Below are 24,605 nucleotides of genomic sequence, written 5' to 3'. Positions count from 1 at the left end.
GGGGGCATGCTGCTGGCCGAAGTCGCCCGGATCTCCGACCAGGTCGCCGGGACCTCCTCGCGTACGGAGAAGGTCGTCCTGCTCGCCGGGCTGTTCCGCGCGGCCGGGCCCGAGGAGGTCCCGGTCGTCGTGACCTATCTGGCGGGCAGGCTCCCCCAGCGCAGGACCGGGATCGGCTGGAAGGCGCTGAGCCGGGCCGTCCCCCCGGCGGACGCGCCGTCGCTGTCGGTGGCGGACGTGCACCGGGCCCTGGAGGCGATCGCCGCCGTCTCGGGCCGGGGCGCGCAGGCCGAACGCGGACGGCTGCTGCACGGGCTGCTGTCCGCCGCAACCGGCGAGGAGCAGCGCTTCCTCGTCCGGCTGATCGGCGGCGAGCTGCGGCAGGGGGCCCTGGACGCGTTCGCCGTCGAGGGCCTGGCGGCGGCGGTGGGCGCGGAGCCGGCCGGGGTGCGGCGGGCGGTGATGGTCGGCGGTTCGCTGGGACGGGTGGCTCAGGCCCTGCTCGCCCGCGGCCCCGGCGCGCTGGCGGACTTCCGCCTGGACGTGGGACGGCCGGTGCTGCCGATGCTCGCGCAGACCGCCGGGAGCGTGGACGAGGCGCTGGACCGGCTCGGGCCGTGCGCGGTGGAGGAGAAGCTCGACGGCATCCGCGTCCAGGTGCACCGCGACGGCCCGGAGGTGCGGGTCTTCACCCGCACCCTGGACGAGATCACCGGCCGCCTCCCGGAGGTGGTGGCCGCCGCCCGGGAGCTGCGGGCCGGGCGGGCGGTCCTCGACGGCGAGGTCATCGCCCTGGGCGAGGACGGCCGGCCCAGGCCCTTCCAGGAGGTGGCCGGCCGGGTCGGGTCGCGGCTGGACGTGGAGCGGGCGCGGGCGTCGCTGCCGCTGTCGCCCGTCTTCTTCGACCTGCTGTCGGTCGACGGCCGCGACCTGCTGGAGCTGCCGGCGGCCCGGCGGCACGCGGAACTGGCCCGGGTGGTGCCCGGGCCGATGCGGGTGCTGCGCACGGTCGTCGAGGATCCGCGGGACGAGCGGGCCCGTGCCGCGGCGCGGGAGTTCGCCGACGAGGTGCTGGTCCGCGGCCACGAGGGCGTGATGCTCAAGGCCCTGGACTCCGCGTACGGCGCGGGGCGGCGCGGGGGGTCCTGGCTGAAGGTGAAGCCGGTGCACACCCTGGACCTGGTGGTGCTGGCGGCCGAGTGGGGGCACGGGCGGCGCGCGGGGAGGCTTTCCAACCTCCATCTGGGCGCGCGCCGGGCGGACGGCTCCTTCGCGATGCTCGGCAAGACCTTCAAGGGCCTGACCGACGCCCTGCTGGCCTGGCAGACCGGGCGGCTGCGCGAACTGGCGGTGGAGGACGACGGGTCCACGGTGACGGTTCGGCCGGAGCTGGTGGTGGAGGTCGCCTTCGACGGGGTGCAGCGCTCCCCCCGCTACCCGGAGGGGGTGACGCTGCGGTTCGCCCGGGTGCTGCGCTACCGGGAGGACAAGACGGCGGCGGAGGCGGACACCGTGGAGACGGTGCTCGCCCTGGCCGGGTGAGTGCTCCCGCGCCACGGGCCGCCCCCACGTAACCTGGGCCTTGCGAGCACGGCTTCGCGGAAGCCCGCCTTCGCCGCCGTCCCACGGGGAGGAGCGCACCGTGACCGAACGCAAACCGCCCGGCGTCGGCTTCGAGACGTGGGCCGACCGGCAGATCCGCGAGGCGGCCGAACGCGGCGAGTTCGACGGGCTGCCGGGCATGGGCAGGCCGCTGCCCGATCTGGACCAGCCCTACGACGACCTGTGGTGGGTCAGGAAGAAGATGAGCCGCGAGGGGCTGTCCTACCTGCCGCCCGCCCTCGCCCTGCGCAAGGAGGCCGAGGACGCCCTGGCCGCCGCCCGCCGGGCCCGCTCGGAGCCGGAGGTGCGGCGGATCGTGGCGGGGATCAACGGGAGGATCCGCGCGGCGCTGCGGATGCCGCCGCCCGGGCCTCCGCTGGGCCTGGAGCCCTTCGACGCCGAGGAGGTCGTACGGGAGTGGCGTCAGGGGCGCGGGGAGCGTGAGGGACGCGGGGGCGGCGGGCGGCGCCCCGCCTGACCTCGCGGGGACGGCCGGCCGCGGGCCCGGCAGACGGATCGGGGCCGGGCCCGCGGCCGGGGCTCCGGGGCGCGGTCAGGCCCGCGCGCCGGGCTCCGGGGGCAGGGCGCCGTCGCGGACCACCTTCGCGTACCAGCGGGCGCTCTCCTTGGGGATGCGCCTGCCGGTGGCGTAGTCCACGTACACCGCGCCGAAGCGCTTGCTGTAGCCGTACCCCCACTCGAAGTTGTCCAGCAGGGACCACAGGAAGTAGCCGCGCACGTCCGCCCCGGCCTCGATGGCCCGGTGCACCGCCGCCAGATGGCCGTGGAGGTAGGAGATCCGCTGCGGGTCCAGGACGCGGCCCTCGGGGTCGACGTAGTCGTCGAAGGCGGCGCCGTTCTCGGTGATGACCACCGGCACGCCGGGGAAGTCGTCCCGGACCCGCAGCAGCAGGTCGTACATCCCGCTCGGGTCGATCGTCCAGCCCATGGCGGTGGTCTCGCCCGGCGTCCGGTGGAAGGCCACGTCGTCGCCGCCCGGCCAGGGGCTGTGGTCGCTCGCGCCGTGCCCGTCGGCGTTGTGGGTGCCGGGGCCGGAGGCGGCGGAGACGAGGGTGGGGCTGTAGTAGTTGACGCCCAGGAAGTCCAGCGGCTGGTGGATGTCCGCCAGGTCGCCGTCCTCGACGAAGCTCCAGTCCGTCAGGTGCGCGGTGTCGCGCAGGACGTCGTCCGGGTACTCGCCGCGCAGCATGGGGCCGGTGAAGACCCGGTTGGCGACGCCGTCGATACGGCGTGCGGCGTCGAGGTCGGCGGGGCCGTCGGTCAGGGGCCGCACATGGTGGAGGTTGAGCGTGACGGAGGTCTGCGCGCCGGCGGGGAGGGCGGCGCGCAGGGCCTGGGTGCCCAGTCCGTGGGCGAGGTTGAGGTGGTGGGCGGCGCGCAGCGCGTCCGCCTGGTCGGTGCGGCCGGGGGCGTGGACGCCCGAGCCGTAGCCGAGGAAGGCCGAGCACCAGGGCTCGTTGAGGGTGGTCCAGCGCTCCACGCGGTCGCCGAGCGCGCCGGCGACCAGGGAGGCGTACTCCGCGAACCGCTCGGCGGTGGCGCGCTCCGGCCAGCCGCCCGCGTCCTCCAGCTCCTGCGGCAGGTCCCAGTGGTAGAGGGTGACGACGGGCTGGATGCCCTTGGCCAGCAGCCCGTCCACCAGGCGGCTGTAGAAGTCCAGTCCCTCGCGGGAGGCGGGGCCGCTGCCGCCGGGCTGGACGCGCGGCCAGGAGACGGAGAAGCGGTAGGCGCCCACGCCGAGGTCGGCCATGATCGCCAGGTCCTCGCGCCAGCGGTGGTAATGGTCGCAGGCGACGTCGCCGGTGTCGCCGTTGCGCGTCCTGCCGGGGGTGTGGGAGAAGGTGTCCCAGATGGAGGGGGTGCGGCCGCCCTCGGCGGCGGCGCCCTCGATCTGGTAGGCGGCGGTCGCGGTGCCCCACAGGAAGCCGGGCGGGAACACCCGGGCGTTCCGGGTCGCCGGGGCGGTTTCGGCTGTACGGGATGCGGTGGCCACGAAGGTCCTTCCGAATCGGTGGTGTCGGGGGAGGGTCGGGGGGTGGGTTCGGGGGCGGGAGGAGCCCGGGGCCGCGGGACCGCAGGGGTGTCCGGGTCTCCCGGGCGGGGTGTCAGCCCTTGACCGCGCCCTGCATGATGCCGCCGACGATCTGCTTGCCGAAGACGACGAACATCGCCAGCAGCGGCAGGGTGCCCAGCAGCGCGCCGGCCATGATGAGCGACTGGTCGCGCACGTACCCGGCGCTGAGCTGGGTCAGTGCGACGGGGATCGTGGGGTTGGTCATGTCGAGCACGATGAACGGCCAGAAGAAGTCGTTCCAGGCGTGCACGAAGGTGATCATGAAGACCACCGCCATCGCCGGACGGGCGACCGGCAGGACGATGCTCCAGAAGATCCGCAGGCTGTGCGCGCCGTCCACGCGGCCGGCCTCGATGAGCTCGTCGGGCAGCGCCTCCACCAGGTACTGCCGCATGAAGAACACGCCGACGGCGCTGACCAGGGTGGGGAAGATGACGGCGGGCAGCCTCTGCCCCCAGCCCAGCTCGGTCATCATCATGAACAGCGGCACCACGCTCAGCTGGGGCGGCACCATCATCGTGCCGATGACCAGCATCAGCAGGATGTTGCGGCCGCGGAAGCGCAGCTTGGCGAAGGCGAAGCCGGCCAGGGTGGCGAAGAGGACGGTGGACAGGGCGATCGTCATGGCGACGATGAGGCTGTTGACCAGTGCCGTGCCCATCGCCGCGTCCTCCCACGCGGCCGAGAGGTTCTTCAGCAGGTTGGGGCCGGGGAGGAACGGCGGCGGGGTCTGGGAGACCCGGGTGTTGTCGGTGGAGGCCGCCACCATCGTCCAGTACAGCGGGAACAGGGAGAGCAGCGCGGCCAGGCCGAGCAGTGCGTAGGCCACGGGTCCGGCCTTCTGCTGCTGTCCGGCCTTCGGGCGCAGGGACATGCGGATCCGGCGGCTCGTGGGCGCGACGGTGTCCGCGAACGGCTCGGGTACGTCCGCGCGGGGGCGGGCGGTGTCGGTGGTCATGGGATTGCCGCTCCCTGGTCAGGACGTACGGGACTTGACGCGCTTCACGACGCGCTGCAGGACGAAGGCGAGGATGAGCAGGAGGAACATCGCCCAGGCGACCGTGGCGGCCCGCCCCATCTCGTAGTTCTTCCAGCCCTCCTCGTACAGCAGCAGGCCGAGCGTCTGGTACTGGTTGTCCGCTCCGCCGCTGACGCCGTTCGGTCCCTGGCCGAAGATCAGCGGCTCGCCGAAGAGCTGGGTGGCCCCGATGGTGGACAGCACGATGGTGAAGACGATCGTGGAGCGGATGCCCGGGATGGTGACCTTGGTGAACTGCTGCCAGCGCGAGGCGCCGTCGATGGCCGCCGCCTCGTACCGCTCCTGCGGGATGGCCTGCATCGCGGCCAGGTACAGCAGGGCGTTGTAGCCGGTCCAGCGCCAGATCACGATGGAGGAGATCGCGAACTGGGCGGGCCACTTGCTGTTCTCCCAGTCGACGTTGTCGACTCCGAACAGGCTCAGGAACCAGTTGATCATTCCGAAGTCGCGCTCGAAGAGCATGGTGAACACCAGCGCGGCGGCGCCGATCGAGGTGGCGTAGGGCGTCAGGGCCGCGACCCGGAAGAACGCCGAGCCCTTCAGTCTGTAGTTCAGCAGGTGTGCCAGGCCGAGGGCCATCAGCAGCTGCGGAACGGTGGAGATCACGCCGATGGTGAAGGTGTTCGCCAGCGCGTTCCAGAAGCGTTCGTCCTGCCAGAGCTGCGAGTAGTTCCCGAAGCCCTCCCACTCCATGATGTCCATGGTCGCCAGCTCCACGTCGTGGAGGGAGATCCAGGCCGTGTAGAGCAGCGGGTAGAGGCTGAAGGCTCCGAAGACGACGAAGAAGGGGGCGACGAACGCGTAGGGCGCCGCCTTGATGTCGAAGCGGTGCAGGAGGGTGCCCCACGGCTGCCGGGGGCGTGCCCCGTTCCGGTCGTCGGGGCTCTCCTTGGTGGGGCCGGCTGGTCCGCTCTGCGGCCCGCCGAGACCGGATGCCGAGGTGGAGGTGGCCACGGGGGCTTCCTTCCTGGGGGTGCGTGGTGGGAGACGGTGAGGACGGCAAGGACTGCAGGGACGGTGGGGAGGTGTCGAAGGGCCCCCGGCGGCCGCGCGGGGAGGCGGTGGCCGCCGGGGACCTCACGGACGGGCGGGCCGGGTCAGTCGACGGCCTTCCTGATGCGCTCGTCGGTGGTCTTCCACGCCTCGGCCGGGCTCTTGCCCTGCTCCACGAGCTGGAGCCCCTGGGAGAAGGTGTCCTTGATGGTGCCGTCCTTGGGGCCGAGCACCTGCTCGTCGGGGATGTCCTGGGCCGCGGCGCCGAAGACCTCGCCGATCGGGGCGTTGCCGAAGTACTCCGACTTCGCCCCGGTCACCGCCGGTGCCTCCAGTGCCTTCGCGGAGGAGGGGAAGTTGCCGATCTCCTTGAAGATGTGCTCCTGCTGCTCCGGCGCGGTCAGCCAGGCCACCAGCTTCTTGGCCTCCTCCTTCACCGGGCTGTCCTCCATGACCCCGAGGAAGGAGCCGCCCCAGTTGGCGCCCTTGGGGGCCTTGGCGACGTCCCACTTGCCCTTGTTGGCCTCGCCGGCCTTCTCGCTGATGTGCGCGAGCATCCACGCCGGGCAGACGGCGGTGGCGAAGCTGCTGTTGGCCAGGCCCGGGTCCCAACCGGGCTGGAACTGGCGGAGTTTGGCCGTCAGGCCGTCCCTGGCCGCCCCGGTGGCCAGCTCCCAGGCGTCCTTGATGACCGGGTTGTCCTGGTAGATCAGCTCGCCGTTCCTGTCGTAGAACTGCTCGGAGCTGCCGTAGATCATGGCGTTGAACAGGCCGCTGGCGCTGTCCATGTAGGCGGCGTCGCCCTTGAAGCCGTCCTTGAAGTCCTTGCCGACCTCGACGTACTTCGCCCAGTCGCCGTCCCAGAGTTCGGCGACCTCCTCGCGGTCGGTGGGCAGGCCCGCCTTCTCGAACATGTCCTTGCGGTAGCAGACCGCCATCGGGCCGATGTCCGTGCCCAGCCCGATCACCCTGCCGTCGCCGGTGGTGACCTGGCTCTGCTTCCAGGGCAGGAAGTGGTCGGTGTCCGGGACTCCGGAGAGGTCGGCGAACTTGTCGGCCCGGGTGTCGGCGAGTTCCTTGGCGCGGCCGATCTCTATGCCCTGGATGTCCTTGAGCCCGCTGCCGGCGGCCAGCCGGGTCTGCAGCGCCGTGTAGTACGTCTGCTCGTCGCCGGCGATCTCGGCCTTGATGACGATGTCCGGATTCTCCTCCATGTACTTCTCGAGGAGGCCGGTCTCCTTGATGCCCATGACGCCGAACAGCCCCATGGTGATGACGGTCTTGCCGTCCTCGGTCTTTCCGCCGCTGTCGCCGCCGCCCGAGCAGCCCGCCACGAGCGCGAGGGCGGCGGCCGACGCGACGGCCACGACTCTTGTACCGAACAGCTTGCGGGCACTGCCCATGGCGTCCTCCTTGCGGGCGGCGACGGATCACCGCGGTGCGGTCCCGGCGGGCCGCACGGGCCCGGCGGGTGGAATCGTTCCCATTCGAGGGTGGGAGCGTTCCCATCAGGTTGTGGAAGACTGTCTCCAGGAACGGCCGCTGTCAAGGACGAGCGCCGGATCCGTTGCCCGCCGAGGCTTCCGCGAGCACCGGCGCCACACCGGTCGCCGCACGGCCGTCTGACACAATGCGCTGGTGAACGCCGTGTGCGGCGCGACGGAGACAGAGGAGGCGGGTACGCCATGGGGGCCACTCGGCGGCCGACCATCAAGACCGTGGCCGCCCGGGCCGGAGTGGGCCGCACCACCGTCTCACGGGTCCTCAACGGCTCCCCCCTGGTCAGCGACGAGGCCAGGCGGGCGGTGCAGACGGCGATAACCGAACTGGGCTACGTGCCCAACTCCGTGGCGCGGTCGCTGGTCACCAGCAGGACCGACTCCATCGCCCTGGTCATACCGGAGTCGGAGAGCCGGCTGGGGTCGGAGCCCTACTTCTCTGCCGTGATCCGCGGGGTGAGCAACGGCCTGGCCGGCACCCAGATCCAGCTGCTGCTCACCCTCGTCCGCGACCAGCGGGAGATGGACCAGCTCACCCGCTTCCTCACCGCGCGCCGGGTGGACGGCGTGCTGCTGGTCTCGGTGCACCGCGACGATCCCCTGCCCGGCCTGCTGGAGGAGCTCGGGCTGCCGACCGTCCTGGCCGGGCGCCGCTCCCCTGCCGAGTCGCTGAACCACGTGCACTCGGACAACATCGGCGGCGCGCGCGACGCGGTGCGCCACCTCGTCGAACGCGGGCGGCGCGAGATCGCGACCATCACCGGCCCGGTGGACATGGACGTCGCCGACAGCCGCCTGCGGGGCTGGCGGGACGCGCTGGGCGAGGCCGGGCGGGAGGCGTGCGGCGAACTGGTCGCCCCCGCCGACTTCACGGAGGAGGGCGGACGCCGCGCCATGCGCGGGCTGCTGGAGCGCCGCCCCCGTCTGGACGCGGTCTTCGCCGCCTCGGACGTGATGGCGGCGGGCGCCCTGGCCGAACTGCGCCGCCGGGGGCGGCGGGTGCCGGACGACGTGGCGGTGGTGGGCTTCGACGACTCGATCGTCGCCCGGCACACCGACCCGCCGCTGACCACCGTGCGGCAGCCCGTGGAGGAGATCGGGCGGACGATCACCGAACTGCTGCTGCGGGAGATCGGCGAGCCCGGCGGCGTGCGGCAGCACGTGGTGCTCCCCACCTCGCTCGTCGTCCGCGACTCCACCTGACGCCGTCCGCACACGGCGGCGGGAGCCGCCGCCGGCCGGTCTCCCGGAGCGCGCCGCGGAAGGCGTCCGGCCGGTGTTCGCTTTCCGCAGCGCGGGGAGACCGCACCTGGCAGCATGGTTGCCCCACTCGGCGGGTGCCGCCCTGTCCCGACACGTCCCCCACGCGGAAGGTTGTGAAGGCCCGGATGAACCAGTCCAGGGAACCCCTCACCAGCAAGATCGACGTCACCGTCCCCACTGCCGCGCGCATGTACGACTACTACCTGGGGGGCAAGAACAACTACGCCGTCGACCGGGAGGCGGCCGAGAAGCTCCTGGAGGTCGTCCCCAGCACCCAGGCGCTGGCGCTCAACAACCGCCGCTTCCTGCAGCGCGTGGTGCGCGTCCTGGCGCAGGAGTACGGGATCCGCCAGTTCATAGACCACGGCTCCGGCCTGCCGACCCAGGAGAACGTCCACCAGATCGCGCAGCGGGTGGACCCCGAAGCGCGCGTGGTCTACGTCGACAACGACCCGATCGTGCTGGCCCACGGCCGCGCCCTGCTGGCGGAGAACGAGAACACCACCGTCATACAGGCGGACATGTGCGACACCGACGGCATCATGGACCACCCGGACACCGTCCGGCTGATCGACTACGACCGGCCCGTCGCCGCCCTTTTCAACTCCGTCTTCCACTGCGTTCCCGACTCCGCCGACCCGGCCGGCGTGGTCAAGCGCGTGGCCGACCGGCTGGCGCCGGGGAGCTTCTTCGTGATCTGCCAACTGGTCAGCGAGGACGCCGAGACGCGCAGGTCCGTGACCGAGTTCATGGACAGGAGCACCGGGGGCAACTGGGGCAGGGTCAGGGAGCCGCAGGAGGTCGAGCGGTTCTTCGAGGGGCTGGAGATCCTCGAGCCCGGTCTGGTGGAGGTCTCCACCTGGCGGCCGGACTCGGACGTGGGCCCCAAGCAGCGCACCTGGGAGTGGCAGGAGTTCGGGGGCGTCGCCCGCAAGCCCTGAGACTCCGCCGTCCGTTCATGTGTGTGGGGCCGCACTTCTGGGAGTGCGGCCCCACACGCATGAACGGGCGTTCCCGCCCCCGTGCTCAGCCGAGCCGCTCCAGGAGCTCCTCCAGGAAGGCCACGCTGTCCGCGGGGGTCTCGGCGACCGCGCACAGCCGGTCCATGATGGACAGGTAGTGGTCGACGTCCTCCTCCTTGTCCAGGTAGAGCGCGCTGGTCAGCTGCTCCAGATAGACGATGTCGGGCAGGTCCGGCTCGGGGAAGCGCAGTATCGTCACCGGGCCGCCCACCGCGGCCAGGCCACCGGTCTCGAACGGCGCGACCTGCAGCGTGACGTTCGGCCGCCGAGCCGCCTCGACCAGACGGCGGAGCTGACCGCGCATCACCTCGGTGTCGCCGAGCGGGCGCCGCAGGGCGGCCTCGTCCAGGACCGCCCACAGGCGCGGGGCGTCCGGCCGGGTGAGCAGCGCCTGCCGCTCCATGCGCAGCCGGACCCGCCGGTCGTTCTCCTGGACGGAGGCGTGGGGGTGGCACAGGTGGGTCACCGCGCGGGCGTACTCCTCCGTCTGCAGCAGGCCCGGGATGAACTGCACCTCGTAGGTGCGGATGACCGCGGCGGCCTCCTCCAGGCCGAGGTGCCGCTCGAACCACTCGGGGAGGACGTCGCTGTAGCGGTGCCACCATCCGCGGGTGTTGGTCTGCCGGGTCAGGGCGAGGAAGTCCGCCCGCTCGTCCTCGTCCAGCACCCCGTAGAGTGTGAGCAGGTCCGCGACGTCGCGCTCCTTGCACGCGCCCTGGCCCCGCTCCAGCCGGCTGACCTTGGCGGTGGAGCCGCGGATCGCCTTGGCCGCCTCCTCCAGGTCGATGCCGCACTCCTTGCGCAGCCGCCGCAGCTGGGAGCCGACCACCAGGCGCAGCACCGTGGGACTGCCCTTGGGATGTTCGATATAGCGCTTTATCGACAAGGAGCGGCTCGGTTCGGCGGCCATGCGTGCTCTCCTGAGTGAAGGGACAGACACTCAGTGTGCCACCGCCGACGCCGCGCCGTACAGCAGCGCCCCCGGCGACCGCCGGTTCGGCCGATCCCGCGGAAGCCCTCCCTCAGGCCCCCGCCCGGCCGCGGCTCAGCCGACCATGTCGTCGAACTCGCCGTCCTTGGCGCCCTGGAGAAAAGCCGCCATCTCGTCGCGGGTGTAGACGAGGGCGGGGCCGTCGGGGTGACGGGAGTTGCGCACGGCCACCGCGCCGTCCGGCAGCGGGGCGAGTTCGACGCAGTTGCCCATGCTGCTGCGGCGGCTCTTGCGCCACGCCGCGCCCTCGAGCTCCGCGGCCGGCATGCCGTTGACGGTCTGCTGCATTGTCGCCCCTCACTGGCCGCGGCCGCGCCCTCGGGCCGGGCCGCGGTCCATGACGTTCCGTTGCTCCGCGTATCGGCGTCGGCGGCGCTGCAATTACACCTGCAAGCGCAGATGTAATTGCAGCGCCGTGTGACAGTCGAGGATAGTAGCCCCGACAGGCCGGTCCCCGCGCCGGGTTCTCCGACAGACGCCGGTCCGCGCGGATCCGGCGGTCCGTGCGGACCGGCGGTGGTCAGCCCGCGGTGGCGGCGCAGGCGACGGCCGCCGGGGCGGAGCCGGCGGACGCCACGAAACCGAACGACACACCGCCCCCGGCGGGTACCGTCCCGTTCCAGGCGGCGTTGCGCACGGTGACGGAGCCGTCCGCGCCGGCTTCGAGGACTCCGTTCCACGCCTGGGTGATCCGGCCGCCCCCGTCCAGGGCGATCCGGACCGTCCAGCCGGAGATCGGCCCGGTCCCGGTGTTGCTCACCGTCACCTCGCCCTGGTAGCCGCCCTGCCAGCTCGACGCCACACGGAACGAGGCGCTGCACACGGCCTCGTCCCGGCCGGGGTCGTCCGGGTCGCCGGGCTCTCCGGGCTCTCCGGGCTCTCCGGGCTCTCCGGGCTCTCCGGGCTCTCCGGGACCGTCCCCCGCCAGCAGGCCGGTCAGGGCCGGGAACCAGCGGGCGGCGATCTTCTCGTCCCCCGAGGCGTTGGGGTGCACGCCGTCGTAGGTGTCGCTCGCGGTGCTGAAGCCCGTCCACTGGTCGACCGCGATCACCGGCGAGCCGGGGGTGCTCTTGGACCGGGCCCAGTCCGGGATCCGCTCGTTGAGCGCCACGACGCGCCGGGCGCACTCGCCGCAGGTGGCGGGGTTCATCGGGATGATCTGCGCGACGAGGACCTTCATGCCCGGATTGCTCGCCCGCATCTGGTCCACCAGGGTGCCGTAGGCGGCGAGGACGGCGTCCGGCGAGCGGTTGCTCCAGACGTCGTTGGTCCCGAAGTGCATGACAACGATGTCCGGCCGAGTGGCGGACAGCCAGCCCGGCAGCAGGTTCCGGCTCGCCACATCGGTCACCAGCGCGCCGCCGTGCCCTTCGTTGTCGCCGTCGTGGGGCTGCCCGCACCCCTGGGGGCCGAGTGTTCCGACGAAGTCGACGTCCGTGTGGCCCGCGTCCCGGAGGCGGTTCCACAGCAGCGAGCGCCAGCATCCCGGCGAGCCGGTGATGGAGTCGCCCAGCGGCATGATCCGCACCGGCTCCGCGGCGGCCGCCGGGGCCGCGGTCGCGGCGCCCGGCCCGAGGGGCCCGAGGAACCCCAGAAGCACTGCCAGGGCGGTCAGGGCCGCCCGTAAGAGGTGTCTGCTGCGCATGCTCGTCCTTCCGACGCTATGGGAGCGCTCCCATCAGAATCATCAAGCCATCGCGCCGACGGCGCGTCAAGGAGCCGGGCTCCGGAAACCCCTCCCCCGCCTCCGGGAGCGCCCCGAGGGTCGTTGCCCTACCCTCGAAAGGCAGGGCGGCGGTCCCTCCGCGGAAGGGCCCGGAACTCCCGGAACTCCCGGAAAGGGGTTCGCGGCCGACGACCGTGTGCGATGATCGGCACCCGTCAACGGTCGCTGAGCCTCGGTGCGGGCCGACGGAAGCGGAACAGATACCTCCGTTCAGTCCAGCGCACCTCTTCCCGACGAGCCGCCGCCCACGGCCCGGAAGACCCTTGAGGCACCAGTGGCGGGGTGCGAGTGGGGAGAGTCGTGACAGCGAACGGCAGCGGTGGCCACCGGCGGCATCGGCCCGTGCGGAGCGGCCGGACGCCCGTGCGCATGCACCGCGCGACCGCCGCCCTGGCCCGTCCCCGCGCCTCCCGCAGCCGCCTGGCCTGGCTCAACCAGGCGAGCACCATGATCGGTACCACCCTCGACCTGGAGCGGACCGCGCAGGAGCTGGCCGACTTCGCCGTACCACGGCTGGCCGACGGCGCGGCCGTCGACCTGCTGGAGTCGGTGCTGCGCGGCGGGGGCGGCGAGCGGTGGAAGGGCGCGGAGCCGCCGGTCACCCGGGCCGTCGCGGTGTCCTCGATCGTCGAGATGGAGGATCTGGAACCGGACGAGCCCGGCGAGCTCTCCGTCCACCCCCAGACGCTGCTCTCGGTCCACTGCCTGCGGGCCCAGGAGCCGGTCCTGCTCAGCCGGATGAGGCGCGACGACTACGTGCGGGTGGCCCCGACGCCCAGCGCGGCGGCCAAGCTGCGCCAGGCGGGGGTGCACAGCTACATGGCCGTGCCGCTGACCGCCCGCGGTGTGCTGCTCGGGGTCGCCGACTTCATCCGCGGCCCCGGCAGCCCTCCGTTCACCCGCGCCGACGTCGAGCTGGCGATGGAGCTGGCCTCCAAGGCGGCGGTCTTCATCGACAACGCCCGCCTCTACGGACGCGAGCGCGAGCACGTCCTCTCCCTCCAGCGCAGCCTGCTGCCCCGCGCCACGCCGAACACACCGGGCCTGGAGGTCCTCACCCACTACACGCCGAGCCTGGACCCCAGCGGAGTCGGCGGCGACTGGTTCGACGTGGTCGCACTGCCCGGCGGCCGGACGGCCCTGGTGGTGGGGGACGTCATGGGTCACGGGGTGCCCGCGGCGGCCACGATGGGGCGGCTGCGCACGGTCGGCCGTACGCTGCTGGCCCTGGACACCGCCCCCGACCGCGTACTGGCCCGGCTGGACCTGGCCGCCCGCGACCTGGAGGACGACCAGGTCGCCACCTGTCTGTGCGCCGTCTACGACCCGGCCACCGCGAGCTGCACCATCGCCGGCGCCGGGCACATGCCGCCGCTGCTGGTGGACGCCGACGGGACCGTCTCGCGGGTCGAGGTGCCCGCCGGGGCTCCGCTGGGCGCCGGGGTGATCCCCTATGACGCCACCACCGTGCCGGTGCCGGCCGGGAGCCGCCTGGTGCTGTACACCGACGGTCTGGTCAAGACGCGCCGGGGGGACATCGACGTACAGCTGCGGCTGCTGGCGAAGACCGCTCCGGAGCTGGTGGACCGGCTGCTGGAGCACCGGAACCCGGACGGGATCGCGCCGGGGGGCGCGGAGCGCCTGGACGAGTCCGTCCTGCTGGTGGCCGCCGGCGGCAAGCTGCCGCCGGGCACCGATCTGTGCGTGTGGCCGCTGCCGCCGGACGGCACCGCCGCCTCCGTGGCCCGCTCGCTGGTCACCGAACGGCTCGCCCGCTGGGGCCTGGAGGAGCTCTCCGACGTGGCCGAACTGGTCGTCAGCGAGCTGGTCGGCAACGCCCTGCGGTACGGCGGCGGGCCCGGGCAGCTGCGTCTGATGCGACACGAGAGGCTGACGCTGGAGGTCTCCGACACCGGCCCCGACCTGCCCCAGATCCAGCACGCGGAGCTCAGCGACGAGGGCGGGCGCGGCCTGCAGCTGGTCAACATGCTCAGCCGCAACTGGGGTTCGTGCCGCACGCCCGGTGGGAAGGTCGTCTGGGCGGAGCAGGACATCCCCCACACCGTCTCCTGAGACGCCCGCCCCGGGGGGCGGCGGGCGGGCGGGGGTGCGGGCGGGCCGAAGAAGGGCGGGAGCCGGCGTGGAGCAGGCGCGGTACGTGCGTTTCCAGGGTGCGGACCGGGGTGGACGGGACATCCACCCCGGGATCTTCGCACTGGTCAACAACCTGGCCCGGGAGGGCCGGCTGACCGCCGGGCAGGAACTCTTCCGGCGGATCAACAACGCCTGGTACGACGCCAACTACACCAACCCCACCTCCGTCGACCCCACGGTCTACGACCCCGCGGTGAACCCGGGTGCGGTGGCGTGGTTCAAGTCCTCGGCCCGGCACCTGATCGAGCGCGTGGACGGCTATCTGGAGATCCTCGCCGCGCACGGCATCGAGTACCGGTGCCTGCGGTCCTCGGACCCGGGGCGGATCGTCTACGAGGACGACGACCAGGTCGTCGCCGTGCCGCACCCCCGCTCGGGGTAGCGCACGACCCGTCCCGGCGATCTGCTGGTGCGGCCGGTGCCGGGACGGCCGGTCAGTACGGCCGTGCGGCCTCCCGGTGGTCGAAGGCGAGCCGGTGCGCCTGCTCCCGGGGGAAGCTGACCGTCTCCGGGTCGCCGTCGGAGGTGTAGCGCTCGACCGTGCCGTCGGCCAGCCTGTCCAGCCAGGCCGAGGAGCTGTACGCCCCCTCCTCGGCGGTGGCCTCCTGGGAACGGATGCGTGGGATGGCGCCGGGGTCGAGGTCGGCGGAGTAGGGCGAGGGAGCGGGGCGGCCGCCGGCCAGGTAGACGCCCTGGTGGCGGTAGCGCACGCCGCCGTACTCGCCGGTGAGGGCGAGCTGCCGGTTGCGGGGCATGGAGCCGTAGGGAAGCGCCATCGACACCACCGGCGAGTCGGGCAGCGCCTTGTCGATCAGCCACTGGTTGGAGGCGATGTCCCACTGGACCATCGCGTCGTCGGCGTCCTCCAGGACGCTGTGCTTCAGGGTGTGGTTGCCGACCTCGAACCCGTGGTCGTCCAGCCACTTCAGCGTCTTGCGGCCGCCGGGTTCGCCGAACGGGTCGGCGTTGACGAAGAAGGTCGCCACGGGCCGGAAGCCCGGGTGGCGCTCGGCCACCTCCAGGAGGATGCCCACCGCGGTGCCGGGGTCGGGGCGGCCGTCCGCGCCGAGCCGGAACTGGCTGGGGGTCGAGTCGTCGAAGGTGAGCACCACCGGGTGCGTTCCGGCGGGTATGTTCATCTCGCCACTGGTGAACTCCCGTGCGGTGACCGGTACGTAGCCCTCCCGCGCCAGCCGCTCCAGTTCGGCGCGGAACTCCTGGGGGGTGCGGTCGTCGATGCTCGCGGGTTCGTCCATGATCCGGTGGTACATCAGCACCGGTACGGCGCCCAGTTCGTTGGCCCGTACCGCCGCCGGGTCGGCCTTCCCGGAGCCGCCCCCGGCATCGCCCCGCGTCTTCGCGGTTCTGTCCCCCTGCGGGTTCTGGTGGGAGTCCCGCTGCTCGCTCCGCGGTGCCCTGGGCGCCTGGTCGTCGGATGTCGCGGGGGTCTGGGAGCCGGCTGTCGCGGAGCAGCCGGCGAGGACTACGGCGATCGCGGCCAGCGCCGCGCGGTCACCTCGGATGATGTGGCGCATGGTGCCCTCCGGGTGTCGGGAAGGGTGACGTCCGGCCGTTCGCCGGGCCGTCTCCCCCAGACTCCGGTAGCGGTGCGTTCTTCTCCTGTCACGCTCGGCCGATCGGTGGGGGGTGGGCCGTTCGGCCGTCACCCGTCCGGGGCCCGCCGCACCGGCGGGTCCCGGACGGGTTCCGGGCGGGTTCGGCCCGTGCGGTTCACTCCCGGGGCGGGACCGGCGGGACCGGCGGCACGGGCAGGATCAGCGCCGCGTGGGCGTGTGCGGGGACGGCGGGGCTGCGGGGCGCCACCGGCCTCACCCGTACGTAGTCGGCGCCCTGCTCGGGGCGGGGGTCGGCCTCGCCCTTGTTGGGCCACAGGGACATCGCCCGCTCCGCCTGGGCGGTGATGGTCAGCGACGGGTTGACGCCGAGGTTGGCGGAGACGGCCGAGCCGTCCACGACCGAGATGCCCGGGTGGCCGTAGAGCCGGTGGTAGGGGTCGATGACGCCCTCCTCGGGCGAGGCGCCGATCGGGCAGCCGCCCAGGAAGTGCGCGGTCAGCGGTTTGCCCATCAGCTCGCCGACGTTCGTGCCCGGGAAGCCGTTGATCTCCTCCGCCAGCAGTCTGACCGCCTCGGCGCCCTCGGGGATGTGGTCCGGGTTGGGCGCGCCGTGGCCCTGCTTCGCCGTCAGCAGGCCCTTGCCCAGCCCCTTGGGCTTGCGGTAGGTGGTCAGGGAGTTGTCCAGGGACTGCATCACCAGACCGATGATCGTCCGCTCCGACCACCGGTAGGTGGTGGCGGTGCGCGCCACCAGGACCGGGTGCCGCAGGAACTGGAGGGCCGCGGCGAGCCATCCGGGCAGCGGGCCGTCCCTGCGGTACTGCGGCACGCAGAGCAGGGCCATGAGGTTGGAGCCCTTGCCGTAGCGGACGTTCTCGATGTGGGTGTTGTCGTTCGGGTGGATGGAGGAGGTGATGGCCACCCCCCTGGTGAAGTCCGGCTCCGCGTCCGGCCCGTGCTTCTTCCGGTAGCGGCGGGGGAAGGTCATCGCGCCGACCAGTGCCTCGGAGTTGGTGCGGGTCAGCTCGCCCAGCCTCGGGGAGATGCGCGGCAGGACGCCCTCGTCGCGCATCCGGTGCAGCAGCGTCTGGGTGCCGTAGGTGCCGGCGGCCAGGACGACCCGGTGGCAGCGCAGCACGGTACGTCTTCTCCTGCGGCGCCCGGCGGTGGGGACGGTGGTGACGGTGAAGCCCCCGGTGCCGTCCTCGGCCACCTCGGTGACGGTGGTCATCGGGTGGATGACCGCGCCCGCCTTCTCGGCGAGGTACAGGTAGTTCTCGGTGAGGGAGTTCTTGGCCCCGTGCCGGCAGCCGGTCATGCAGGAGCCGCATCCCAGGCAGGCGGTACGGGAGGGGCCCGCGCCGCCGAAGTAGGGGTCGGGCGCCTCCGCGCCCGGGGCGGCCTTCACCTCGCCCCGGGCGTCCTCGCCGTCGCCGAAGAAGACGCCCACCGGAGTGAGCCGGAAGGTGTCGCCCACGCCCATCCGCCTGGCGACGTTCTCCAGATGGGTGTCGGCGTCGGTCTTGGTGGGGTTCAGCCGCACTCCCAGCATCCGCTTCGCCTGGTCGTAGTACGGCTTCAGCTCCTCCTGCCAGTCGGTGATGCGGCCCCACTGGCGGTCGGTGAAGAAGGCCGGCGGCGGCACGTAGAGGGTGTTGGCGTAGTTCAGCGAACCGCCGCCCACCCCCGCGCCGGCCAGGATCATCACCTTGTCCATCAGGTGGATGCGCTGGATGCCGTACAGGCCCAGCGCCGGGGCCCACAGGTAGTTCCGCAGGTCCCAGGAGTTCTTCGGCAGCGTCCGGCGGGTGAAGCGCCGCCCCGCCTCCAGCACCCCGACCCGGTAGCCCTTCTCGGTCAGCCGCAGCGCGGCCACCGAACCGCCGAAACCGGAACCGACCACGATCACGTCGTAGTCGTACGCGCGGTCGTCGTCACCGCCCCGGCCGCTGTGGTGTCCGACGTGGTGCTCGCTCATGGCGGTACCCCCTCACTTCCGGTAGAGGGCGTCGATCCGGTCCGCGTGGGCGGCGGCCACGGCATGGCGTTTGACCTTCAGCGACGGTGTCAGCAGGCCGTTTTCCTCGGTGAACTCCCCCTCGACCAGGGCGAAGCGGCGGATCGACTCCGCCCGGGAGACGGCCTCGTTCGCGTAGTCCACGGCGCGCTGGACGTCGGCGAGGAGTTCGGGGTCCTTCTCCAGTTCGGCGAAGGGGGTGTCCAGGGGGCGCCTGCGCACCGACAGCCAGTGCTCCAGAGATTCGGGTTCGAGGGTGATGAGCGCCGCCACATAGGGGCGTCCGTCGCCGACGACCATGCACTGCCCGATCGGCGGCCGGCTGCGCAGCCGGTCCTCCAGCACGGCCGGGGAGACGTTCTTGCCGCCGGAGGTGACGATGATGTCCTTCTTGCGGCCGGTGATGGTGAGGTAGCCCTCCTCGTCCAGCGAGCCGAGGTCTCCGGTGGCGAGCCAGCCGTCCCTCAGGGCCTGGGCGGTGGCCTGCGGGTTGTTCCGGTAGGAGGTGAAGACGACACTGCCCCTGATCAGCACCTCGCCGTCGTCGGCGATGCGCACGGCGGTGCCGGGGATGGGCTGTCCGACCTTTCCCGGGCGCGGGTCCAGGGGCGGGACGAGGGTGGCGGCGGCGGTGGTCTCGGTGAGGCCGTAGCCCTCGTAGACGATGATGCCGCAGGCGGCGAAGAAGAGGTTGAGGCGGCGGTCCAGGGGGGAGCCGCCGCTGATGGCGTAGTGGAGTCTGCCGCCGAGCTCCTTGCGGACGCGCCGGTACACCAGCAGGTCGTACAGGCCCCGGGCGAGGGAGAGCTTGAGGCCGGGGCCGGTCCCGGCACCGCGGAAGGTGTCCATGAAGGCCTCGCCGTAGCGCACGGCGATGCGGTCGGCCCTCTCGAAGGAGGAACCGCGGCCGATCCTCTCCGCCGTGGCGCGCCCGGTGTCGTGGATCTTCTCGAAGAGGTAGGGCACGCCGACGAGGAAGGTGGGGCGGAACCGCTTGAGTTCGGGCCGCAGTTCGTCGGGCTTGATGCTGGGCCAGTGGCCGAGTTCGATGCGCGCCTGGAGGCAGGCGATCTGGATGGTGCGGCCCAGGATGTGGGCCAGCGGCAGGAAGAGCAGGGTGGATGCCTTCTGGCCGGTGGCCGCCTCGAAGACCGGGTGCAGCAGTTGCACGGTGTTGTACGCCTCGGCCTGGAGGTTGCCGTGGGTCAGCACGCAACCCTTGGGGCGGCCGGTGGTGCCGGAGGTGTAGCAGATGGTGGCGACGGTGTCGGAGGTCAGGCCCGCGCGGCGTTCGGTCACCTCCTCGTCGCCCACCTCCCCGCCCATATCGGACAGTTGGGCGACGGCCCCGGCGTCGATCCGCCAGGTGCGCGGCGGTTCGGGGAGGGAGACAGAGGCGGCCGCGGCGGTGACGGCGTTCTCCTCGGTCTCCACGATCAGGAACCGGGCGCCGGAGTCGTGCAGGATCCACTCGATCTGCCCGGCCGAGGAGGTGGGGTAGACCGGTACGCTCTGCCCGCCGGCCGCCCAGACGGCGAAGTCGAACAGCTCCCACTCGTAGCGGGTCCGGGACATCAGCGCGACCCGGTCGCCGGCCCGGAGCCCGGCGGCGATCAGTCCCTTGGCGACCGCGTTCACCTCACGGGCGAAGGCCGCCGCGGTGACCGGGACCCACCGGCCTGCCTCCCGGCGGCGCAGCACCACCGCGTCGGGGTCCTGTTCGGCGCCGGTGAAGGGGATGTCGGCGGTGGTGCCCCGGGCGGCGGGCGGCGGGGTGCGCCAGGAGGAGCGCGCCTCGCGTACGGCGCCGCCTTCCCGGATCAGCTCCACCGTCACACGGTCGGCGAGTTCGCTGCGCTGCTTCGCCCTCTTCAGATCCTTGCGTACGCCCATGGTCGGCTCCTGTTCGCGGCGTGGGGAGGACTGCACTGGCCGGTGTGGGGGGTGGGAAGTGCGGGTCGGCTCCGTTTCGGGGAGCGGGGTCAGGGAGCGGCGTCGGGGTCGAGCCGGGAAAGGGGCGGGCCCGTACGGGCGGCGGCTCGTACGGGCCCGGCGGTCAGCGTTCGAGGAGTGCGGTCACGCCCTGCCCGCCCGCGGCGCAGATCGATATCAGGCCGCGCACGGTCGGCTCCCCTCCGTCGGCGGGCCCGCCGCGCTCGGCGGCCTTCTCGTGGAGCAGCTTGGCGAGGGTGCCCACGATCCGGCCGCCGGTGGCGGCGAAGGGGTGCCCGGCCGCGAGGGAGGATCCGGCCACGTTGAGCCGGTCGCGGTCGACGGTGCCCAGCGGGCCGGTCAGGCCCAGGCGGCGGGTGCAGAACTCCTCGTCCTCCCAAGCGGCGAGGGTGGCCAGGACCTGGGAGGCGAACGCCTCGTGGATCTCGTACAGATCGAGGTCGCCCAGCTTCAGCCCGGCGGCCCGGAGCAGCTTCGGCACGGCGTACACCGGTGCCATGAGCAGCCCGTCGGAGCCGTCGACGAAGTCGACGGCGGCGGTGCGGGAGTGGGTGAGGTAGGCCAGGACCGGCAGACCGCGCCGCGCGGCCCATTCCTCGCTCGCCAGCAGCACGGTGGAGGCTCCGTCGGACAGCGGGGTGGAGTTGCCGGCGGTCATGGTGGCCCCCTCGCCCTCGCCGAACACCGTCCTGAGCCGGGCGAGTTTCTCCGGCGTGCTGTCCGGGCGCAGGTTCTGGTCGCGCTCCAGGCCCCGGAAGGGGGTGACCAGGTCGTCGAGGAAGCCCCGGTCCCAGGCGGCGGCCAGGCGCCGGTGGCTGGTGGCGGCCAGGGCGTCCTGGTCGGCACGGCTGATGCCCCACTCGGCGGCGGTGCGGGCGGCGTGCTCGCCCATCGACAGGCCGGTGCGCGGCTCGGCATTGCGGGGGACGTCGGGGACGGCGTGCCTGGGGCGCAGCCCGGCCAGGGCGCCGAGGCGCTGGGGCAGAGATCGGGCGCGGCGGGCCTTGAGCAGCAGTTTCCGCAGATCGTCGTTGACGCCCAGCGGTGCGTCGCTGGCGGTGTCCACGCCGCCGGCGACGCCGCACTCGATCTGCCCCAGGGCGATCTTGTTGGCGACGAGGATGACGGTCTCCAGACCCGTTCCGCACGCCTGCTGGACGTCGTACGCGGGGGTGCGGTGGTCCAGTGCGCTGCCGAGCACCACTTCCCGGGCGAGGTTGAAGTCCCGGCTGTGCTTGAGGACCGCGCCCGCGGCGAACTCCCCCAGCAGTTCGCCGCGCAGGCCGTGGCGCTCGACCAGACCGGCCAGAGCGGCGCAGAGCATCTCCTGGTTGGAGGCGGTGGCGTAGGGCCCGTCCGCCCGGGCGAAGGGGATGCGGTTGCTGCCGACGATCGCGACGCGGCGGACGGCCGTTGCCATGGCCACCACTCCTTGTGGTAGGAAACCCCTCTACTTACTTCGGAGTAAACTTACTCATGCGTAAGGAGAAATCAATGGTGGATCGCTACCAGAAACTGACGGCTTCCGGACCCGGCGCCCTCCTCGCCCGGCGCCTGGGCCTGCCGCGCCCGGAGATACTGGAGCGCCACCGCCCGGGCCGTCCCGTCCTGTCCGGCCCGGTGGTCGTGGACGGCGCCGAGGGCGGCCGGCTGACCGGGCCGCTGCGCGAGCTGGTGGCCTCGCTGCCGGGCGCGGCGAGCGGCTCCGCGGACTCCTCCGGCTCCTCCGGCCCCTCCGGTTCCCGGAACGCCACCGCCGCACTGGTCTTCGACGCCACCGGCATCACCGACAGCGGCGGGCTGCGCGCCCTGCACGACTTCTTCCACCCGCGGATCCGTTCACTGGCCCCCTGCGGCCGGGTCGTGGTCCTCGGCACCCCGCCCGAGGCGGCCGGCGGGGTGCGGCAGGCCGTCGCCCAGCGGGCGCTGGAGGGCTTCGTGCGCTCGGTCGGCAAGGAGCTGCGGCGCGGGGCGACCGCGCATCTGCTGCTCGTCGCGCCCGGGGCGGAGGACGCGGTGGAGTCCACGCTGCGCTTCGCGCTCTCGGCCCGTTCGGCCTACGTCTCCGGCCAGGTGGTCCGGATCGGGCAGCCCGTGAAGGGGACCGCCGCACCGGCCGACTGGGAGCGCCCGCTGGACGGGAGGACGGCCGTGGTCACCGGAGCGGCGCGCGGCATCGGCGCGGTGGTGGCCGAGACCCTGGCCCGGGACGGGGCGACGGTGGTCTGCCTGGACGTGCCCGGCCAGGGCGGGGAACTGCGCGAGCTGGCCGGGCGGGTCGGCGGGGACGCGCTGGAGCTGGACATCACCGCCGACGGCGCCGACGGCACCCTGGCGGAGCACCTGAGCGCCCGCCACGGCGGCGTGGACGTCGTGGTGCACAACGCGGGCATCACCCGTGACAAGACCCTGGGCCGGATGGACGCCGCGAAGTGGGACTCGGTGGTCGCGGTCAACCTCACCGCGGTGGAGCGCCTGACGGAACGGCTGCTGGCGGCCGGGGACTCGGGGAGGCCGGTGCTGCGCGAGGGCGGCCGGATCGTGTGCACCTCCTCCATCAGCGGCATCGCGGGCAACGTCGGGCAGACCAACTACGCGGCGAGCAAGGCGGGTCTGATCGGGCTGGTCCAGGCCCTCGCACCGGTCGTGGCCGAGCGCGGCGTCACCGTCAACGCGGTGGCCCCGGGCTTCATCGAGACGAGGATGACGGCGGCGGTGCCCCTGTTCGTGAGGGAGGCCGGCCGCCGTATGAACAGCATGAAGCAGGGCGGGCAGCCCGTCGACGTGGCCGAGGCCGTCGCCTATCTCGCCTCGCCCGGCAGCGGCGGGGTCAGCGGCCAGGTGCTGCGGGTGTGCGGCCAGTCCCTGCTGGGAGCGTGAGGGGTGTGAGGGACACGAGAGGCGTGAGAGGTGTGAGAGGCATGAGAGGCATGGAGGGCGCGGGAGATGGGGAGAGCACAGGGGGCGCGGGAAGGGCGGGGAGCCCGGAGGACGCGGGGAGCGCCGGCCGCGGGGGGCCGGAGACGCTGGAGATGCCGTCCGCGCCGGGCACGGCCGGGCTGTACCTCCGCGCGGTGCTGCCCAAGTCCGGTGGCGGGCCGGGAGTTCCGGTGCCGGCGCGGCGGCTGGTGCTGCGCGATGTCGCGGCAGATCCCGGGCGGCTGCGCCGCTACGCCGGGATCTGCGGCTTCGCCGACACCTCCCGGCTGCCCGTGACGTATCCGCACCTCGTCGCCTTCCCGCTGGCGATGTCGCTGATGACCCGGCGGGACTTCCCGCTGCCGCTGCTCGGGCTGGTCCACATCGCCAACCGGATCGACCGGCACAGGCCGGTGGAGGCCGGGGAGCGGCTCACCTACCGGGTGTGGGCCGGGGACCTGCGTCCGCACCCGAAGGGCACCGCCTTCGACGTGACGGCCGAGGCCGACGACGGAGCCCGTACGGTGTGGCGGTCCGTCAGCACGTACCTGCGCCGGGGACGCGGGGCGGCCGGAGCCGGGTCCCGCACCGGGGCCCGGCCCGGCGGGACCGCGTCCGGCGGGGCCCTGCCCGGCGGGGCCGGCGACCTGGGCGGTCCTGTGCTGGAGGAGCGCTGGGAGGTGTCCGGCTCGGCGGGGCGCGCCTACGCCGCCGTCTCCGGTGACCGCAACCCGATCCATCTGCATCCGCTCACCGCACGGCTGTTCGGCTTCCCGCGCGCCATCGCGCACGGCATGTGGACCAAGGCCCGCTGTCTGGCGGCGCTGGAGGAGCGGCTGCCCGACGCCTGCCGGGTGGAGGTCTCCTTCCGGGCCCCGGTCCCGCTGCCCTCGGCGGTGCGCTTCCGCGCCGCGGGCCCGGCCGCGTCCTCCGGCACCGGCGTGCTGTGGGACTTCCGGCTGCGCGGGGACGGCGACGCGGGGCGCGAGCATCTGCGCGGCGAGGTCTCACTCCTGGGCTGAGCGCCCCCGGCCGGCCGGGTCCGCCGGTGCCGCCGGCGCCCCGGGCCTTCCGGCGGGTTCCGGGTCCGGGGACCCGGAACCCGCCGGCGGTGTCCAGATCTCGCCGGTGAGCACGTTGCGCATGCCCACCCACACCATGTTCATCAGACGACGGGTGACCCGTTCGGGGGACTCCCCGGGGTGGCGCTCCATCCAGTCGGTGAGCGAGTCCGCCGCGCCCACCAGCGCGTGGGCCACGAAGTCCGCCTCCTCGTCGGCGACCGGGACCGGTCCGAGGGCCTCGCCGATCCCGTCCCGGACCAGGCCCGCGACCTCGGCCATGACCGCGCGGCGGGCCTGGGCGACCTCGGCGGTGATGGTCTCGCTGAGCTGCGAAGCCTGGCGGTGGAGGACGACCCAGCTGTCGCGGTGCTCGGCCACGAAGGCGAAGAAGGCCGACAGCCCGGCCCACAGCCGCAGTTCCGGGGTGCGCACATCGCGCGCCGCGCCCTGGAAGGCCGCCACCAGCCGCTCGGCCTCGCGGCGCAGGCAGGCCAGGAACAGACCCTCCTTGGAGTCGAGGTAGAGGTAGACCATCGGCTTGGAGATGCCCGCCAGTTCGGCGATCTCGTCCACCGAGGCGGGGTGGTATCCGCGCCTGGCGAAGACCTGGACCGCCACGTCGATGATCTGCTGTTCCCGGATCCGCCGGGGCACCCGTCGCCTGCGTTCGCCGCTCACTCTTGCCAGCCTA

General features: G+C 73.0%; 20 protein-coding genes. 8 read left to right on the top strand and 12 right to left on the bottom strand.

Annotation, left to right across the window (positions count from 1 at the left end; genetic code table 11):
• Positions 1 to 6 precede the first annotated feature (6 nt).
• Entirely contained in the window at positions 7 to 1,542 is a 1,536-nt protein-coding gene (locus QPK52_RS24335; RefSeq protein ID WP_410539597.1) for an ATP-dependent DNA ligase, read from the top strand.
• A 100-nt stretch (positions 1,543 to 1,642) separates the two neighbouring features.
• Positions 1,643 to 2,080, top strand: coding sequence for a DUF1992 domain-containing protein (locus QPK52_RS24330; RefSeq protein ID WP_410539596.1), 438 nt, complete (start codon positions 1,643 to 1,645; stop codon positions 2,078 to 2,080).
• Positions 2,081 to 2,155: 75 nt separating this feature from the next.
• On the opposite strand, the gene QPK52_RS24325 is transcribed toward QPK52_RS24330, so the two are convergent.
• The 4 genes from QPK52_RS24325 to QPK52_RS24310 all read right to left on the bottom strand — a co-directional run bounded on the left by QPK52_RS24325 (position 2,156) and on the right by QPK52_RS24310 (position 7,132).
• Positions 2,156 to 3,616, bottom strand: coding sequence for a GH1 family beta-glucosidase (locus QPK52_RS24325; protein WP_410539595.1), 1,461 nt, complete (start codon positions 3,614 to 3,616; stop codon positions 2,156 to 2,158).
• Positions 3,617 to 3,728: 112 nt separating this feature from the next.
• Entirely contained in the window at positions 3,729 to 4,655 is a 927-nt protein-coding gene (locus QPK52_RS24320) for a carbohydrate ABC transporter permease (protein WP_410539594.1), read from the bottom strand.
• Between the two features lie 18 nt (positions 4,656 to 4,673).
• Positions 4,674 to 5,690, bottom strand: coding sequence for a carbohydrate ABC transporter permease (locus QPK52_RS24315; protein ID WP_410539593.1), 1,017 nt, complete (start codon positions 5,688 to 5,690; stop codon positions 4,674 to 4,676).
• Positions 5,691 to 5,833: 143 nt separating this feature from the next.
• Positions 5,834 to 7,132 (bottom strand): extracellular solute-binding protein, encoded by a 1,299-nt coding sequence (locus QPK52_RS24310; RefSeq protein ID WP_410539592.1) that lies wholly within the window; start codon positions 7,130 to 7,132, stop codon positions 5,834 to 5,836.
• 282 nt (positions 7,133 to 7,414) lie between these two features.
• Between QPK52_RS24310 and QPK52_RS24305 the strand changes: the two genes are divergently transcribed.
• Positions 7,415 to 8,431, top strand: a complete 1,017-nt coding sequence (locus QPK52_RS24305; RefSeq protein ID WP_410539591.1) for a LacI family DNA-binding transcriptional regulator — start codon at positions 7,415 to 7,417, stop codon at positions 8,429 to 8,431.
• Positions 8,432 to 8,616: 185 nt separating this feature from the next.
• Positions 8,617 to 9,432, top strand: a complete 816-nt coding sequence (locus QPK52_RS24300) for an SAM-dependent methyltransferase (protein WP_410539590.1) — start codon at positions 8,617 to 8,619, stop codon at positions 9,430 to 9,432.
• 85 nt (positions 9,433 to 9,517) lie between these two features.
• On the opposite strand, the gene QPK52_RS24295 is transcribed toward QPK52_RS24300, so the two are convergent.
• The 3 genes from QPK52_RS24295 to QPK52_RS24285 all read right to left on the bottom strand — a co-directional run bounded on the left by QPK52_RS24295 (position 9,518) and on the right by QPK52_RS24285 (position 12,149).
• Complete coding sequence (locus QPK52_RS24295) at positions 9,518 to 10,423, bottom strand: helix-turn-helix domain-containing protein (RefSeq protein WP_410539589.1); 906 nt, start codon at positions 10,421 to 10,423, stop codon at positions 9,518 to 9,520.
• 135 nt (positions 10,424 to 10,558) lie between these two features.
• On the bottom strand, positions 10,559 to 10,792 hold the full coding sequence (locus QPK52_RS24290) for a DUF397 domain-containing protein (RefSeq protein WP_410539588.1): 234 nt from the start codon (positions 10,790 to 10,792) through the stop codon (positions 10,559 to 10,561).
• Between the two features lie 232 nt (positions 10,793 to 11,024).
• Entirely contained in the window at positions 11,025 to 12,149 is a 1,125-nt protein-coding gene (locus QPK52_RS24285) for a GDSL-type esterase/lipase family protein (RefSeq protein WP_410539587.1), read from the bottom strand.
• Between the two features lie 450 nt (positions 12,150 to 12,599).
• Between QPK52_RS24285 and QPK52_RS24280 the strand changes: the two genes are divergently transcribed.
• Together QPK52_RS24280 and QPK52_RS24275 are read left to right on the top strand one after the other, a co-directional pair.
• Positions 12,600 to 14,303: a SpoIIE family protein phosphatase gene (locus QPK52_RS24280; protein ID WP_410539586.1), complete on the top strand. Its 1,704-nt coding sequence runs from the start codon at positions 12,600 to 12,602 to the stop codon at positions 14,301 to 14,303.
• Between the two features lie 67 nt (positions 14,304 to 14,370).
• Positions 14,371 to 14,766 (top strand): hypothetical protein, encoded by a 396-nt coding sequence (locus QPK52_RS24275; RefSeq protein ID WP_410539585.1) that lies wholly within the window; start codon positions 14,371 to 14,373, stop codon positions 14,764 to 14,766.
• Positions 14,767 to 14,818: 52 nt separating this feature from the next.
• On the opposite strand, the gene QPK52_RS24270 is transcribed toward QPK52_RS24275, so the two are convergent.
• From QPK52_RS24270 to QPK52_RS24255, 4 genes are all read right to left on the bottom strand, one after another.
• On the bottom strand, positions 14,819 to 15,919 hold the full coding sequence (locus tag QPK52_RS24270) for a polysaccharide deacetylase family protein (protein ID WP_410539584.1): 1,101 nt from the start codon (positions 15,917 to 15,919) through the stop codon (positions 14,819 to 14,821).
• Between the two features lie 196 nt (positions 15,920 to 16,115).
• Positions 16,116 to 17,939: a GMC oxidoreductase gene (locus tag QPK52_RS24265; protein ID WP_410539583.1), complete on the bottom strand. Its 1,824-nt coding sequence runs from the start codon at positions 17,937 to 17,939 to the stop codon at positions 16,116 to 16,118.
• A gap of 12 nt (positions 17,940 to 17,951) precedes the next feature.
• Entirely contained in the window at positions 17,952 to 19,871 is a 1,920-nt protein-coding gene (locus QPK52_RS24260) for an AMP-dependent synthetase/ligase (RefSeq protein ID WP_410539582.1), read from the bottom strand.
• Between the two features lie 163 nt (positions 19,872 to 20,034).
• Positions 20,035 to 21,351, bottom strand: a complete 1,317-nt coding sequence (locus QPK52_RS24255; RefSeq protein ID WP_410539581.1) for an acetyl-CoA C-acetyltransferase — start codon at positions 21,349 to 21,351, stop codon at positions 20,035 to 20,037.
• 74 nt (positions 21,352 to 21,425) lie between these two features.
• On the opposite strand from QPK52_RS24255, the gene QPK52_RS24250 reads away from it, so the two are divergent.
• Both QPK52_RS24250 and QPK52_RS24245 read left to right on the top strand, forming a co-directional pair.
• Positions 21,426 to 22,811 (top strand): 3-oxoacyl-ACP reductase, encoded by a 1,386-nt coding sequence (locus tag QPK52_RS24250; protein WP_410539580.1) that lies wholly within the window; start codon positions 21,426 to 21,428, stop codon positions 22,809 to 22,811.
• Between the two features lie 41 nt (positions 22,812 to 22,852).
• Positions 22,853 to 23,872 (top strand): MaoC family dehydratase, encoded by a 1,020-nt coding sequence (locus QPK52_RS24245; RefSeq protein WP_410539579.1) that lies wholly within the window; start codon positions 22,853 to 22,855, stop codon positions 23,870 to 23,872.
• Here QPK52_RS24245 and QPK52_RS24240 read toward each other — a convergent pair.
• Positions 23,858 to 24,592, bottom strand: coding sequence for a TetR/AcrR family transcriptional regulator (locus QPK52_RS24240; protein WP_410539578.1), 735 nt, complete (start codon positions 24,590 to 24,592; stop codon positions 23,858 to 23,860). The two genes, QPK52_RS24245 and QPK52_RS24240, sit on opposite strands and share 15 nt — an antisense overlap.
• Positions 24,593 to 24,605: the final 13 nt, after the last annotated feature.

The organism is Streptomyces sp. KL2, assembly GCF_046529545.1.
Lineage (GTDB): Bacteria > Actinomycetota > Actinomycetes > Streptomycetales > Streptomycetaceae > Streptomyces > Streptomyces radiopugnans.
This window is presented reverse-complemented; position numbering and strand designations above follow the sequence as displayed.